Origin of the sequence: Clostridium moniliforme (genome assembly GCF_017873235.1) — a bacterium.
Lineage (GTDB): Bacteria > Bacillota > Clostridia > Clostridiales > Clostridiaceae > Clostridium > Clostridium moniliforme.
On sequence record NZ_JAGGJZ010000002.1, the window covers coordinates 410,055 to 425,169 of the forward strand.

Here is a 15,115-nt window from a genome sequence, read left to right on the forward strand (position 1 = left end):
AATTAGTAAAATATGAAATTAATAAACATAAATATTATAAAATTTTATAGTCATATGACTGACATAAACTAATAGTATAATAAAAATAATCAAAGTTTTGTAATTAATATTTAAATGTTTAAAGTAAAAAATGAGTTATAATATAATTAGAAAGTTTTAAGGGGGAAAACAAATGAATAGCCTATTATATGGAATTACTAGCAATGTAATAGAAAACTATAAACTAGTAAAAAATAATTTAAGGTTTGATGGGGAATATATAAATCATTTTGCTTCATTAATATTTGCAGAAGATGATGAACATATTGATATAGAAAAAATTAAAGAAATTAGAAGGTATATAAAATTAAATACTAATAAAATGTCAAGCTTTAGAGGGGATATTTTATACATGATATCTATTCTTATTAGTAAAGAAAAGGATTATATTAATTTTGCAGATAAACTAATTGAAACAAACGAAATATTAAAGGATAATGGTTTTAAAGATAGTGCATTTTTAGTACTTTCATCTTATGCTTTAACAAAACATGTAAAGAAAAGTCAGATGGATAATATATTAAATGATATGAAAATAATATATAAATCATTAAAAATTGAATATAATGATTTAACAGATGAAGAAGATTATTTAATTTGTGCACTTCTTGCTATAAAAAATAGTAAAACAAAAACAGAGATAAGAGATATTAATAAATTTATAAAGAGTATGTTTGATTATCTTTCAGATTTAGATAATTATTCAAAAAATGATTTGCAAGGAGTAGCTAGTACACTTCTTCTAAATAATAGTGCATCAGCTCCTTATGAAATAAAAGAACTTATTAAAAACTTTAATAAAAATGATATGAAAATAGGAGATGAAGTTCTTCCTTTAATTGGAGCAGTAGCTAGGGAAGAAAATATATTTAAGTATATAAAAAAGGTTAAAGAAGTAATAAAATGTCTTTGTGATGAAGAAGGAGAATATACTTTTTATATGGATAAAACATTTAGAACTTTAATAGCAATAGTAACAGTAGAAATTTATGAAAGAAATAATAGCTCTTTTAAAAATGAATATTTAGAAGAACTTTTATGTTTTGCAATATATTCTTTTATTGTTAGTAAAAAACAGGGACTTTTTGAGGAGGTATTAGCTTAAAAGAAAATTAATGGAAAAAGTAATTTTACATGTTGATATGGATGCTTTTTTTGCATCTGTAGAACAAATGGATAATAAAAATTTAAAAGGAAAACCTGTTGTTGTAGGTGGAGTAAGTGAAAGAGGTGTAGTATCAACCTGCTCTTATGAAGCTAGAAAATATGGTATACATTCTGCAATGCCTGTCTTTATTGCAAGGCAAAAGTGTCCTAATGCAATATTTGTTAAAGTAAGACACTTTCGTTACAGGGAAATATCTAATAGGATATTTGAAATATTTAAAGAAGTAACTCCTTTAGTAGAACCTTTATCTATTGATGAAGCTTATTTAGATTTATCAGAAGGAAATATAAAGGATGGAAAAAAAGCAGCCTACTACATAAAAAAAAGAGTTTTTAAAGAATTTGGATTAACATTATCAATAGGAATTTCTTATAATAAATTTTTAGCAAAGCTAGCATCAGATTGGAATAAGCCAAATGGAATAATGATAATAAATAAAGATATGATTCCAGAAATATTATTTCCTTTATCTATTTCAAAAATATATGGACTTGGAGATAAATCTGTAAAGAAGTTAAATAATATGGGACTTTTTACTGTGGAGGATATTTATCCATTGTCTAAAGAGTTTTTCTATGAATATTTAGGAAAACAAGGAATAGAAGTTTATGAAAGAATAAGAGGAGTAGATAGAAGAAAAGTTACCATTTTAAGAGATAGGAAATCTATAGGCAAAGAAAGAACTCTTAAAAGAGATACAAGTGATAAGGAAGAACTATTAGAATATTTAGAGGATTTTTCTAAAAGTATATCTAGTATACTATTAGAAAAAGAAAAGATTGCAAGAACAATAACATTAAAATATAAAACAAGTTCCTTTGAAAGTCATACTAGAAGTAGAACTTTAAATGATTATATAAGTAAATGGGATGATATATTTAAAATTGCAAAAGAAATTTTAAGTGAAGAAAGCTTTAAGGAGAATATAAGACTTATAGGGTTAAGTGTATCTTCTTTTAAAGAAATATTAGAGGAGGAGCAGATATCATTATTTTAGATTATTTTTTCAAAAAATAATAATGTTTGACAATAAATAATAAATAGTTCTATAATCACTTTACAGAGTTTTATGTAAAGGAGTGCAGAGAATGAATAAAAATGAATTAGCAAGAATGATTGATCATACTATTTTAAAGCCAGAAGCAAAAGGTGAAGATGTAAAAAAAATATGCGATGAAGCATTAGAATATAAGTTTGCATCAGTATGTGTAAACCCTACAAGAGTTAAAGAAGCTTACGAAATATTAAAAGGTAGCGAAGTTAAAGTTTGTACTGTTATAGGATTTCCTTTAGGAGCTACAACTACAAATACAAAGGTATTTGAAACTAAAGATGCAATAGCAAATGGTGCAACTGAAGTTGATATGGTTATAAATATTGGAAGACTTAAAGATAAAGATTATGATTTTGTAAAAGAAGATATAAAGTCAGTTGTAGAAGCAGCAAAAGGAAAGGCATTAACAAAAGTTATTATAGAAACTTGTTTATTAACAGATGAGGAAAAAGTAATAGCATGTAAGTTAGCTAAAGAAGCTGGAGCAGATTTTGTTAAAACTTCAACTGGTTTTTCAACAGGTGGAGCAACAAAGGAAGATATAAAGCTTATGAGAGAAACTGTAGGTCCAGACCTTGGAGTTAAAGCATCAGGTGGAGTTAGATCATTAAAAGATGCTGAAGATATGATTGAAAATGGTGCTACAAGAATAGGAGCATCAGCATCAATTGCAATTTGTGAAGGTAAAACATCAAATAGTAATTATTAATTTTAAATTTAAAAAATTTCTAAGGATTTAAATATCTTTAGGAATTTTTTTTGCTTTTAAAATAAAATTATTTATATTAAATTTAAAAATCCATATCTAAATTAAAATAAATAGAATATTAATATAATATATAACCATAAAACTAGGAGGAATTAACTAAATTTATTTAAAATAAATTTAGAGAAAATGCATTATATGAAAAAAGAATTAGATTTAAAAGAAATAATTTATAATGTGGAATATAAAGATTCTAAGGAAAATGTAACTATTAAAGATATTCCAGAAATAACAACTCCTTATAAGGAAATAAAGAGAGCTCTTAATATAAAAAGAGCTGGTTATAACTTATATATAATAGATTCATTTTCAAAAGAGAAAATAGATGAATTAGTTAACTTTATAGATAATGAATACAAATTATTAAATGCTCCTTTAGATATATGTTATGTTACTATTAAAGATAATAAAAGTCCTTTTCCTATATTTATTTCTAATGGAAAGGGAGCTTTATTAAAAAAGAAAATTGAAGAATTAAAGGACAGCTATGCAGAAACATTTTTAGAATTCTTTAATACATCATCAGAAGAAGAAAAAGATAACATTATAGATAATATACATCTTAAGAGAAATAAGTATATAGGAGAACTTATTGATGCTTCTAAAGTTGACGGATTTGATGTAAAAACAACTTCAGGAGGATTTGCATTTATTCCTTTAAATAATGGGGAAGTAATGACTGAAAAAGAATATGATGATTTGAGTGTTGAAGAGCGAGGAACTATACTTCAAAAGGCAACTAAACTTAAGCAAAAAGCAGAAGTTATATTAGAAAAGCTTAAAGATTTAGAAATGAATTCTATTGGAAGATTAAAGAGTATATTTAAAGAATATATAGATAAAAAAATGGAAGATGTAAGAGATGATTTACTTTTAGAATTTATAAATGATGATGATGTTTATAATTATTTGCAAAATTTATATGAGAGTTTAGAGGAAGATCTAATTGAAAATTATAATATTGATTTAGAAGATGAAGAAGGAAAAATAGAAGAAATTTTAGAAAAATATGATATAGAAGTGTTAATTGATAATTCTAATAATAAATATCCAAGAGTTATTTATGAAGATGATCCAAATTTAACAAAACTTTTAGGAAATATTGAATATGAAAGTCAAAATGGTAATTATATTACTAATCTTTCTTATATAACTCCAGGGTCACTTTTAAAAGCAAATGAAGGATGTTTAATTATAAGATTAAGTAAGCTAATACAAAATGTTAATAGTTATTATTATTTAAAGAAAGTATTATTATCAGGAAAATTAACTTTTGAAGGAAATAGAAACTATTTAGAATTATTATCTATAAATGGATTAAAACCTAAGGGTATACCTGTAAATGTTAAAGTTATAATAATTGGAGATTATGAAAGTTATAATATTCTTTATAATAATGATGATGAATTTAAAAAATTATTTCCATTAAGATGTGAATTTAAAGATGAAATTCAAAATAATATAAATATAACAAGTAAATTAAAACAATTTATTATAGAGAAAGTTAAAAAAAATAATTTATTAAATTTAGAGGAAGATGGAATAAAATCAATAATAAGATTTCTAGTTAGAGAAGCAGAAAATAGGAAAAAAATTAATATTGATGAAGATAAAATATGTGATATATTGATTAGATCAGATAATATTGCAAAAGAAAATAAGGAAGATATAATAACTAAAGAGTGTATTGAAAATATAATATATAAAAAAGATAATATAATAGATGATTATATGGCAATGTATAAAGAAAATAAAATATTTATAAATACTCAAGGAAAAAATATAGGAAATGTAAATGGTCTTGCTGTATTAGATACAGGTATATATAGATTTGGAAAACCACTTAGAATAACATGTTTAGTTTTAAAAGGTGAAGGGCATATTATAGATATTCATAAGGATTCAAAGTTAAGTGGAAAAATTCATGAAAAATCTATTAAAACTTTAACAGGGTTATTATATAAAAAGATATCACCTTATGAGAAGCTTCCAATAAATATTCACTTAAGCTTTGAACAGAGTTATGGAATGATTGAAGGGGACAGCGCTTCAGTTGCTGAAATGATTGCTATGCTATCTGCAATAAGTAAAAAAGGTGTTAATCAAAATATTGCAGTTACAGGATCTTTAAATCAATTTGGAGAAGTTCAACCAATTGGAGGAGTAAATGAAAAGATTGAAGGATTTTTTAATGTTTGTAAGGAAATTGGAGATGTTAAAGGGAGAGGTGTATTAATACCATCTTCTAATAAGGATGAATTAATATTAAAACCAGAGGTTGAAAAAGCAATATTAAATGGAGATTTTCATATATATGAAATGGAAACAATAGATGATGCTATTGAGACTTTAATTTTAGATGATAATGAAAAATTAGATGATTTTTATAATTTAATAAAGGAAGAAATAAATAAATATAAGAATAAGTAAATATAAGCTATCGTATATAAAATAAAATTATATATGATAGCTTATAATTTTATTTTAACAAAAAGTTTATAAAATATGAATATAGAATTGACTTATATTATAAATATATGTTAAAATATGGAAGAAATAAAGGGAAAATATATATTAGGAGGTGAATTACTCTAAATTATTTTTTAGGGTAGCTTTATATGTATCTTAAATTTAAAAAAAATGATAAAAGCTTAATTATTCATCTAATAGGGGAATTAGATCATCATAGTGCAGAGGAAGTTAGAGTTAAAATTGATGATAGAATAGAAAGGGATAACATAAGAAAAGTTATATTAGACTTTAGCGGAGTAACTTTTATGGATAGTTCTGGAATTGGAGTTGTAGTTGGAAGATATAAAAAGGTTTTGTCAGTTGGCGGAAATATATGTGTGGCAAATGTTAATAGTAGTGTAAATAGAGTTTTTGAATTATCAGGATTATTTAAAATTATAAAAAAATTTAATACTGTAGATGAGGCAGTAAGGTACATTTAATGGAGGGGTTTTGTTATGTATGATAATAAAATAAGTATTGAATTTTTAAGCAAATCTCAAAATGAGGCTTTTGCAAGAGTTGCAATTGCAGCCTTTGTTTCCCAATTAGATCCAACAATTGAAGAATTAACAGATGTAAAGACTGCAGTTTCAGAAGGGGTAACAAATTCTATTATTCATGGCTATGAAAATAGAGAAGATGGAAAAGTTAAAATAGATGCTTTAATAGAAAAAAATGAAGTTGAAATAGTAATATCAGATTTTGGAAGAGGAATAGAGGATATAGAAAAAGCTAAAGAACCATTATATACATCAAGACCAGATCTTGAAAGATCAGGGATGGGATTTACTGTTATGGAAAGTTTTATGGATTCTTTAGAAGTTTATAGTGAAAAGGGAAAAGGGACAAAGGTGGTTATGAAAAAAAAATTTGATATTGAAGTATGGTAGGGGAATATTATGAATATTGAGAATTGTAAAAGAGAGGAATTTAATTATGATAATAATTCAGAGCTTTTACCTTTAGCTAAAAATGGTGATGAAAAAGCTTTAGATAGATTAATAGAAATGAATCTTCCTTTAGTATCTTCAATTAGTAAAAAATTTTTAAATAGAGGTTATGATTATGAAGATATTTATCAGATAGGATCAATTGGTCTTGTTAAGGCTATTAAAAATTTTGATAATTCATTTAATGTTAAATTTTCAACATATGCAGTACCTATGATAATTGGAGAAATAAAAAGATTTTTAAGAGATGACGGAATTATAAAAGTAAGTCGTAATGTTAAAACCTTAGCTAAAAAAATTCATTATTGTAAAGAAGAACTTACAAAAAAACTTAATAGAGAGCCTACAATTGATGAGTTAGCAGAGTATTCAAGTATAGATAAAGAAGAAATAATTATGGCAATAGAAGCATCTTCAAGTATGCAGTATTTATATGACACTATTCACCAAGATGATGGAGCTCCTGTATTACTTATAGATAAAATTAGCCAAAAGGGAGAAGATGATACTTTAATGATTGATAGAATAGCTTTAAAAGAAGCTATTGGTTCACTAGATACTAAATCAAGACAGATTATAATGCTTAGGTATTTTAAAGATAAAACTCAAGTTCAAGTTGCCAAAATGCTTGGAATAAGTCAGGTGCAGGTTTCAAGAATAGAAAAGAAAGTTTTAAAAAAAATGAAAGAAAAATTAAAGGAATAAAAATAAGGAAAGAAATAATTTCTTTCCTTATTTTTATTTAACTTTATTTTCCAGTGTTATATTTTAAATTTTACAAATACTAATTATATGAATATAGAAAGGGGTAATTATATTGAAAAAAAATCAATTAAAGAAGAAAGAAGAAGTTGTAAAAAAAAGATTTAAAACTCTTACAGAACAAAGTGAACCTAAACCTCAAGTTACTAGAAATTGTATAAGAGCATTTATAGTTGGTGGAGCTATTTGTGTGATAGGACAAATAATAACAAATATTCTTATGAGATTTGGATTTACAAAAGATGAAGTTTCAGCAATAACATCTGTAATAATGGTTCTTATAGGAGCACTTCTTACAGGTGTTGGTATATATGATAAAATTGCAAATTACGGAGGAGCTGGAACTGTTGTTCCAATAACAGGATTTGCTAATGCTGTTGTTGCACCTGCTATAGAATTTAAAAAAGAAGGGTTTGTTTTTGGAGTTGCTGCAAAAATGTTTACAATAGCAGGACCAGTTTTAGTATATGGAATTGGTAGTTCTGTAATTATAGGAATAATTTATTATATAAAGGATCTTTTTTAATTAAAGTGGAGGTGTAATAATGAGTGAAATTAAAAAGATTGGAGGACAAACTATTAAACTAAAAAATCCACCAACAATTATATCAACATTTTCTTTAGTTGGTCCAAAAGAAGGAGAAGGGCCATTAAAAGAATATTTTGATGATGTGCTAATTGATGAAAGTTGTGGGAAAGAAAGCTTTGAAAAAGCAGAAACAGAAATGATGTATACAGCAATTAGTGAAGCTATAAAAAGAGCTAATTTAAAAGAAACAGACATAGACTATATGTTTGCAGGAGACTTATTAAATCAAATAATATCATCAGGTTTTGCAGCAAGAAAACTTAATATACCTTTCTTTGGACTTTATGGGGCATGTTCTACAATGTCAGAATCTTTAGGTCTTGCAGCCCTTATTATGGATGGTGGTTTTGCAAATAATGTGGTAGCATCAACATCATCACATTTTTGTGCAGCAGAAAGACAATTTAGATTTCCTTTAGAATATGGTTCTCAAAGATGTAAGACTGCTCAATGGACTGTTACAGGTGCTGGAGCAATGATTCTTGGCAAAAAAGGTAATTTTCCTAAAGTTACATATGTTACAACAGGCGTTGTAAAAGATTATGGAATTAAAGATGCAAATAATATGGGAGCTGCAATGGCACCTGCTGCTGTAGATACTATATATAAACATTTCAAAGATACAGGAAAAACTCCAAAGGATTATGACATAATTACTACTGGAGATTTAGGTAAAGTAGGTAAAAAAATATTAGATGATTTAATATTAGAATATGGTTATGATATAAGAGAAAATCATATAGATTGTGGAGAGATGATATTTAATAATGAACTTCAAGGAACAGAAGCTGGTGGAAGTGGATGTGGATGTTCTGCTGTAGTTACTTGTGGATACATATATAAAAAGATGATGAGGGGAGAAATTAAAAGTGCATTGATTGTTTCAACTGGTGCACTTATGAGTACAACATCTTCACTTCAAGGAGAAAGTATTCCAGGTATAGCACATGCAGTTGCTATAGAGATGGATTAACAAAGAAAGGAGAATTTTTATGGAGTATGTAAAAGCATTTATAGTTGGAGGATTAATATGTGTTATAGCTCAAATACTAATGGATAAAACTAAACTTACTCCTGCTAGAATATTAGTTCTTTTTGTAACTTTAGGAGCGGTTCTTGGAGCTTTTGGATTATATGATAAACTTATTGCTTTTTCAGGAGCAGGAGCTACAATACCATTACCTAGCTTTGGAAATTCCCTTGCGAAAGCTGCAATAAAAGAAGTAAATCAAATTGGATTACTTGGAGTATTTACTGGAGGAATAAAAGGAACTGCAGCTGGAATAACAGCTTCAATATTTTTTGGATATATTATGGCTATTATTTTTAATCCAAAGAGTAAGTAAAAGAATAAAAAATATAAACCTGTCAATAATTATCTATGAGGTGGAAACTTATGAGAATAATTGAGCTAGGTAAAGTTAAATTACCCATTGTATATATAGCAATAACATTTCTTTTTAGTAGTTTGTATTATAGATATTTTGATAGAGATTTTTGGCTAGCTATTATTTTAGTTAGTCTTTTATTTTTATGGATATTTTTAAAAGAAGGATTTCAATTTTTTATATTTATATTATCTATATTTTTTATTGGAATTTTAACTAATATTAATTATTATAATCTAAATGTAAAAGAGTATGAAAATATAATAATTGAAAGAATATATTCTTATGGTGGAATTGGAAAAATAAATAACAGAAAAATATATTTAAAAGGAAAGCTTCAGGGATTTAAAGAAGGTTATGAAATAATAGCTAAAGGAAAATTTAAAAAAGATATAAATAAGGAAAAAGGAATTATTGGAGAGTATAAGATTGAAAAGTTAAAAATAAAAGAAAATAGTATATTTACAAAATTATCAAATATTAAAGAAGAATTTAAAAGAAAACTTGAAGAAAATATTGGATATAGAAAATCTGGTCTTATAACATCAATAGTTTTTGGAAGAGATAGTAACTTAGGAAATGAAGATGAAGAATATATGAAAAGATTTGGAATAATACATGCACTTAGTGTTTCAGGTCTTCATATAGGTATTATTTTTTTAATTTTCAAAAAAATATTTAATGAAAAAATATCATTAGGTTTTACATTAATATATGTTTTTATGACTGGAATGGCCTTTTCTAGTATTAGAGCTTTTATAATGTTACTTTTCTCAAATTTAGGATTTATATTAAGAAAAAAATACAATCCTATTGGAGGTATTGCAGTTAGTTCAATAATAATATTTTTCATGTCACCATACTGTATATTTAATATAGGTTTTTTATTATCTTTTGGAGCAACTCTTGGAATATTACTTTATAACAAGGGTTTAAATCGTAAGTTATATAAACTACCTAATTTTTTAAGGGGTGTTGTTAGTATATCTATTTCAGCTCAAATATTCACCTTACCATTATTAATAATATTTTTTAATGAATTTTCATTAGGATTTATTGTAGGAAATATAATATTAATTCCTTTAATAAATTTAATATTAGTTGTTGGAGTTTTTTCTATATTTATAGTTAAAATTCCTTCAATATTTGATTTTTTTAGTTTTGTATTAAAAGTCATAGTAAATACTTTAGATGAAGTTACTGAATTTTTATTAGATTTTATTCCAGAAATTTTTAGCATAAATGAGTATTATGCTTATTTTTATATAGTTTTATTACTTTGTTACTACTTATATAAAAATGGAATGGCTAAAGCTATTTTTTTACCTATATTTTATATAATGTATATATGTATTGATTTATATAGTTTTTATCCTAAAATAATTTATAGAAATGAAGGTAGTTTAGTTATATCACATAAAGGAGATAGAGTAGCTTTAACTAACGAAAATATTAATATTAATAAATTAAAAAACAAAACTTTATCTTTTAGAGCATATAGAGATTTTGAAAAAATAAGAATAAAAGAGGATTCATGGATTATAAAAGAAGATAAAAATTATATATTAAATTTTAATGGAACTAATTATTATTTAAATATAAATGGTTTAAATAAAAAGGATATTAAATATGATATAATAAATTTCAAAGAGAATGAAGCAAGAGAGATTATTATATTAAATAATGATTTATTAATAAAGTAAATTATATTTGAAAGGTGATTAGTTTTGATAAATTATGAAATGTTAGAGAAAAACATAAAATCTAATAAAATTAAAAATTCTTATGTATTTTCAGGTCCTGACGAAGAGCTAATTAAAGAAGCTATTTCTAAATTAGTTAATCCATATATTGATGAAGGACTTAAAGATTTGAATTTTATTAAATTTGATGGAGTACAATGTACATTTGATGAAATTGTAAATGCTTGTGAAACATTACCTTTTATGTCTGAAAAAAAGGTTGTTATAGTTTATAGATGTGCATTTTTAAAAGAAAAGTTAGATGCTCAAAATAAAGGCTTTTATAATAGAATAAAAGAGTATTTGAAAGATATTCCAGAGCATACAATATTAGTTTTATATCATGTACTTAGCGATAAAAGAGATACTGTAAGAAAAAATAAAAATATAATGGCATTAGATAAAATAACAACAGTTGTTCAAATTGATAAGCTTAAAAGGGATGGATTTTATAAGAGAGTAGAAGCTTTATTTAAAAAAAGTGGTAAAAATATAAATAAGGTTGAACTTAGATATCTTTGTGAGAAACTTCCTATGAATTTGGATATAGCTAACAAAGAAGTTTCCAAAATAATAGATTATACTTTGGATAGAGAAATTAAAAGAAAAGATATAGACTTATTAATTCCAAATAAAAGTGAAGATGATGTATTTGATTTAGTTGATTTAGTATCTCAAAGAAAAATAGAAAGAGCCCTTGATATATTAAATGAACTTTTATTTAAGGCAGATCAACATATGCTTATAATTACAACAATAGAAAATCAATTTAAAAGACTTTACGAGTTAAAGATTGGACTTCTTAAAGGAAAAAGGGCAGAAGATTTTGTTAGTGAATTTAGAGTTCCACAATTTGTTTTAGATAAATTAATTATTCAAAGTAAAAAATTTACCTTAAAACAATTAGAAAAGATATTAAAGTTTTGTGTAGAAACAGAAGGTAATTTAAAAAGTAGTTCAAGTAATAAAAAGTCTGAACTTGAATTATTTTTAGTTAGTATAGCAATGGTTAAAAGATAAATATTTATAACATAAAAAAGCACCTATTAAAAATAGATGCTTTTTTATGTAATTTAAGATAATCTTAAAAAGTAAATAACCGACCATAAAAGGTCGGTTTATGTTACTATGCCATAGCATTTAACTTTGCAGCTAATCTTGACTTCTTTCTAGCAACCATGTTCTTATGAAGAACTCCTTTTGAAGCAGCCATATCTAAAGACTTAGTAGCCTTAACGAATAAAGCTTTAGCTTCTTCAGCATTGTTAGCTTCGATAGCCATTTCAAACTTCTTTATAGCAGTTTTTAAAGCTGATTTAATCATTCTATTTTTTAAAGTTTTAGTTTCAGTAACTTTAATTCTTTTCTTTGCTGATTTTATATTTGCCATTACTTTTCACCCCCTCTAAATTTTATAGGGCCTCATTGCAGTTTTTTGGGGAATCTGCATACGAGTTTATATTCAACAAACCATATTATAGCATTGAAATTTATTATATTCAAGTATTAAATTTAAACAATAAGGAAAAATAATGATGAAGATAGAATAAGTTAAGAGGTGAGAGTATGCTAAATTTTAGAACGGATCTTGCAATAGAAGCTAAGGAGGATTATACCAAAGTTCACAAAAATGAAATTGATGGAGTAATTGTAGATGAAAATACTGTAAACAATAATAAAGTTACAACAGTAACAATAAATAATGAAGATGGAGCAAAAAAACTTGGAAAACCAATTGGTACTTATATAACAGTAGATATTAAGGATCATACAATTTATGATGGTGAACTTATGGATGATGTTTCCAAGGCAGTAGGCAAAACATTAAAAAAATTAGTTAACATTAAAAAAGAACAAACTGCACTTATAGTAGGTCTTGGTAATTGGAAGGTTACTCCAGATGCTCTTGGACCTAAAGTAGTTGAGAAAATAATGATTACAAGACATTTAAAGGAAGTAATGCCAGAAGCTATTGATGATTCAATAATACCAGTTTGTGCTATTGCACCAGGAGTTTTAGGAATTACAGGTATAGAAACTGTAGAAATAATAAAAGCTTTGGTAGAAAAAATAAAACCAGATTTAGTAATATGTATTGATGCATTAGCATCTAGAAGAATTGAAAGAGTTAATAGAACAATTCAAATAAGTAATACTGGAATATCACCAGGAGCTGGTGTTGGAAATCACAGAATGCAAATAAGTGAAGAAACATTGGGAGTAAAGGTTATAGCAATTGGAGTTCCAACAGTTGTAGATGCTTCAACTATTGCAAATGATAGTATAGATTTGGTAATAGATGAACTTATACGTAAATCAGAAAGTGGTTCAGAGTTTTTCAACATGATAAAAGGTATAGATAAGAATGAAAAAAGTATCCTTATAAAGGAATTATTAAATCCTTATGTAGGAGATCTTATAGTTACACCAAAAGAAGTAGATTTAGTAATAGATTCTTTATCAAAAATAATTGCAAATGGAATAAATATAGCAGTTCAACCAAATCTTGAACTTGAAGATATAAATAAATTTCTAGGATAAAAATATAATAATTATGTAAATTCCCTCATATACATTAAAAAGTAGGGAGGGGATTAGGAGTGATATCAAAAACTAAAGGTAGAAGTGTAAGTAATTCATTAGATATAGGAATAGTAGTATTATTAGTATGTTTAGTTATTTTTTTTGGAAGGTGTATATATATTCTTAAAGAAAATAATGAAAGAGGAGGCCTTGTATATGTAGAGCTATTAAATTTTTCAATGCCTTTAGTAGAAACTCAAGTTTATGAAGAAGGGGCATATTATGAAAATAATTTATCATTAAAAAATATAGCATTACAAGCAGTAGGTCTTTATGATATAAGTGCTCAAAAATTAGTAAATAGTGAAAATCCAATATTTAAATTAGATGAGAGAATAGCAAAAAATAATGAAATAGGAGATTATAAGCCTTTTGAGTTAGATGAGAGTTCAATAATAAAATATACAGATGAAGAAAAAAGTAATTTATATAACCCTAAGCTAAAAAAAGAACTTAACAAGTCAAAACCAGAAGTTTTAATTTATCATACTCATACAGGTGAAGGCTATGCAGAAACTAAAAACTTCACAAATGATCCTAATCATAATGTAGTAGGAGTTGGAAATATAATAACTAAAGAACTTGAAAAGTATGGAATATCAGTAATACATGATAAAACTATTCATGATAATTCATATAATGATAGTTATAATAGATCAAGGCAAACTGTAAAAAGGTATTATGATAAATTAGGAGATAAATTTAAACTTGTAATTGATATTCATAGAGATGGCGTTAATCGTAAAAATGCTACTCAAGGAACTAAAAATGCATTTACTACAAAAATAAATGGTGAAGATGTAGCTAAAATAGCTTATGTGGTATCTAAGGGAAGTAAAAATTATACTAAGTCTACAAAAAAAGTAGAAAAAGAATTAAATAAAATAACTAAGTCCCTTTATCCAAGTTTTTTAAAAGGTACAGTGGAATATCCTAATGGAATAAATCATTTTAATCAGGATATATTTAATAATTCAATACTTATAGAAGTAGGTGCTAATATAAATACATCAAAGGAAGTTATGAATTCAGCAAAATATATAGGAAGAATAATAGCAGAATATATAAATGGCAAAAATTGAATAAGCTTTTCATAAATTGGTCAAAATTATAATTATAGAAATCTAAAGAGGTGACCATTTATGAAAAAAAATAAATACTTATTAGGAATATTTTCAGTGTTTGTTTTAGTATTTGCAATTTTTAATTTAGTTAAGATAAATATTATAAATACAAAAGCACTTTCTCCTGTTGGAAATACAGATGATAATAAAAAAATAGTTAATTCAGAATTTGGTGATGAATTCAAAAGTTTCATTCAAGATAATTCTAATATTAAAATTTATGAAGAAACAAACGGAGAATATTTAGTTACAATTAATGATAACAAAATAAGAATTAAAGAAGAATCAAGTTTATTAAAAGGAACAAAAAAAGTACTTTTAAAAGTAAAATCTATAACTAATAATTTAATTAGTAATATAGAAAGTTTATTTCAGAAGATAGTACCTTAAAATAAATAATAAAGAGCAGTTATAATAGCCCATAAATTATTGACAC

Annotated in this window: 16 protein-coding genes; 15 read left to right on the forward strand and 1 reads right to left on the reverse strand. The window is 25.2% G+C overall.

Translation table 11 applies throughout. The features are described 5' to 3' along the window. Window positions 1-172 precede the first annotated feature (172 nt). The 12 genes from J2Z53_RS05270 (at window position 173) to holA (ending at window position 11,992) form a co-directional block, all read left to right on the forward strand. Window positions 173-1,144, forward strand: a complete 972-nt coding sequence (locus J2Z53_RS05270; protein WP_209796188.1) for a DUF4003 family protein — start codon at window positions 173-175, stop codon at window positions 1,142-1,144. A 10-nt stretch (window positions 1,145-1,154) separates the two neighbouring features. Then, window positions 1,155-2,204, forward strand: a complete 1,050-nt coding sequence (locus tag J2Z53_RS05275; RefSeq protein WP_209796189.1) for a DNA polymerase IV — start codon at window positions 1,155-1,157, stop codon at window positions 2,202-2,204. Between the two features lie 91 nt (window positions 2,205-2,295). Continuing rightward, complete coding sequence (gene deoC, locus J2Z53_RS05280; protein ID WP_209796190.1) at window positions 2,296-2,970, forward strand: deoxyribose-phosphate aldolase; 675 nt, start codon at window positions 2,296-2,298, stop codon at window positions 2,968-2,970. 195 nt (window positions 2,971-3,165) lie between these two features. Continuing rightward, window positions 3,166-5,457: an AAA family ATPase gene (locus J2Z53_RS05285; RefSeq protein WP_209796191.1), complete on the forward strand. Its 2,292-nt coding sequence runs from the start codon at window positions 3,166-3,168 to the stop codon at window positions 5,455-5,457. Window positions 5,458-5,645: 188 nt separating this feature from the next. Beyond that, the gene (spoIIAA, locus tag J2Z53_RS05290; RefSeq protein ID WP_209796192.1) at window positions 5,646-5,981 is read left to right on the forward strand and encodes an anti-sigma F factor antagonist; all 336 of its coding nucleotides are present in this window, start codon (window positions 5,646-5,648) and stop codon (window positions 5,979-5,981) included. 15 nt (window positions 5,982-5,996) lie between these two features. Continuing rightward, entirely contained in the window at window positions 5,997-6,431 is a 435-nt protein-coding gene (spoIIAB, locus tag J2Z53_RS05295; RefSeq protein WP_209796193.1) for an anti-sigma F factor, read from the forward strand. A gap of 9 nt (window positions 6,432-6,440) precedes the next feature. Continuing rightward, window positions 6,441-7,196 carry an RNA polymerase sporulation sigma factor SigF gene (gene sigF / locus J2Z53_RS05300; RefSeq protein WP_209796194.1) on the forward strand — a complete coding sequence of 252 codons (756 nt, stop codon included), beginning with the start codon at window positions 6,441-6,443 and terminating at the stop codon, window positions 7,194-7,196. A 112-nt stretch (window positions 7,197-7,308) separates the two neighbouring features. Continuing rightward, on the forward strand, window positions 7,309-7,779 hold the full coding sequence (gene spoVAC / locus J2Z53_RS05305) for a stage V sporulation protein AC (RefSeq protein WP_209796195.1): 471 nt from the start codon (window positions 7,309-7,311) through the stop codon (window positions 7,777-7,779). A 19-nt stretch (window positions 7,780-7,798) separates the two neighbouring features. Then, window positions 7,799-8,815: a stage V sporulation protein AD gene (gene spoVAD, locus J2Z53_RS05310; protein WP_234925776.1), complete on the forward strand. Its 1,017-nt coding sequence runs from the start codon at window positions 7,799-7,801 to the stop codon at window positions 8,813-8,815. Between the two features lie 19 nt (window positions 8,816-8,834). Then, on the forward strand, window positions 8,835-9,188 hold the full coding sequence (gene spoVAE, locus J2Z53_RS05315; RefSeq protein WP_209796196.1) for a stage V sporulation protein AE: 354 nt from the start codon (window positions 8,835-8,837) through the stop codon (window positions 9,186-9,188). 50 nt (window positions 9,189-9,238) lie between these two features. Continuing rightward, entirely contained in the window at window positions 9,239-10,933 is a 1,695-nt protein-coding gene (locus tag J2Z53_RS05320; protein WP_209796197.1) for a ComEC/Rec2 family competence protein, read from the forward strand. Window positions 10,934-10,957: 24 nt separating this feature from the next. Further along, complete coding sequence (gene holA, locus J2Z53_RS05325) at window positions 10,958-11,992, forward strand: DNA polymerase III subunit delta (protein ID WP_209796198.1); 1,035 nt, start codon at window positions 10,958-10,960, stop codon at window positions 11,990-11,992. Between the two features lie 106 nt (window positions 11,993-12,098). Here holA and rpsT read toward each other — a convergent pair whose 3' ends face one another. Beyond that, a complete protein-coding gene (rpsT, locus tag J2Z53_RS05330; RefSeq protein WP_209796199.1) occupies window positions 12,099-12,362 on the reverse strand; it encodes a 30S ribosomal protein S20 in 264 nt (87 codons plus the stop codon). Between the two features lie 176 nt (window positions 12,363-12,538). On the opposite strand from rpsT, the gene gpr reads away from it, so the two are divergent. From gpr to J2Z53_RS05345, 3 genes are read left to right on the forward strand one after another with little or no spacing between them, the layout of a single operon-like run. After that, window positions 12,539-13,513 (forward strand): GPR endopeptidase, encoded by a 975-nt coding sequence (gpr, locus tag J2Z53_RS05335; protein ID WP_209796200.1) that lies wholly within the window; start codon window positions 12,539-12,541, stop codon window positions 13,511-13,513. A 59-nt stretch (window positions 13,514-13,572) separates the two neighbouring features. Then, the gene (locus tag J2Z53_RS05340) at window positions 13,573-14,637 is read left to right on the forward strand and encodes a stage II sporulation protein P (protein WP_209796201.1); all 1,065 of its coding nucleotides are present in this window, start codon (window positions 13,573-13,575) and stop codon (window positions 14,635-14,637) included. A 60-nt stretch (window positions 14,638-14,697) separates the two neighbouring features. Next, a complete protein-coding gene (locus tag J2Z53_RS05345) occupies window positions 14,698-15,069 on the forward strand; it encodes a hypothetical protein (protein ID WP_209796202.1) in 372 nt (123 codons plus the stop codon). The last annotated feature ends 46 nt before the right edge of the window (window positions 15,070-15,115 follow it).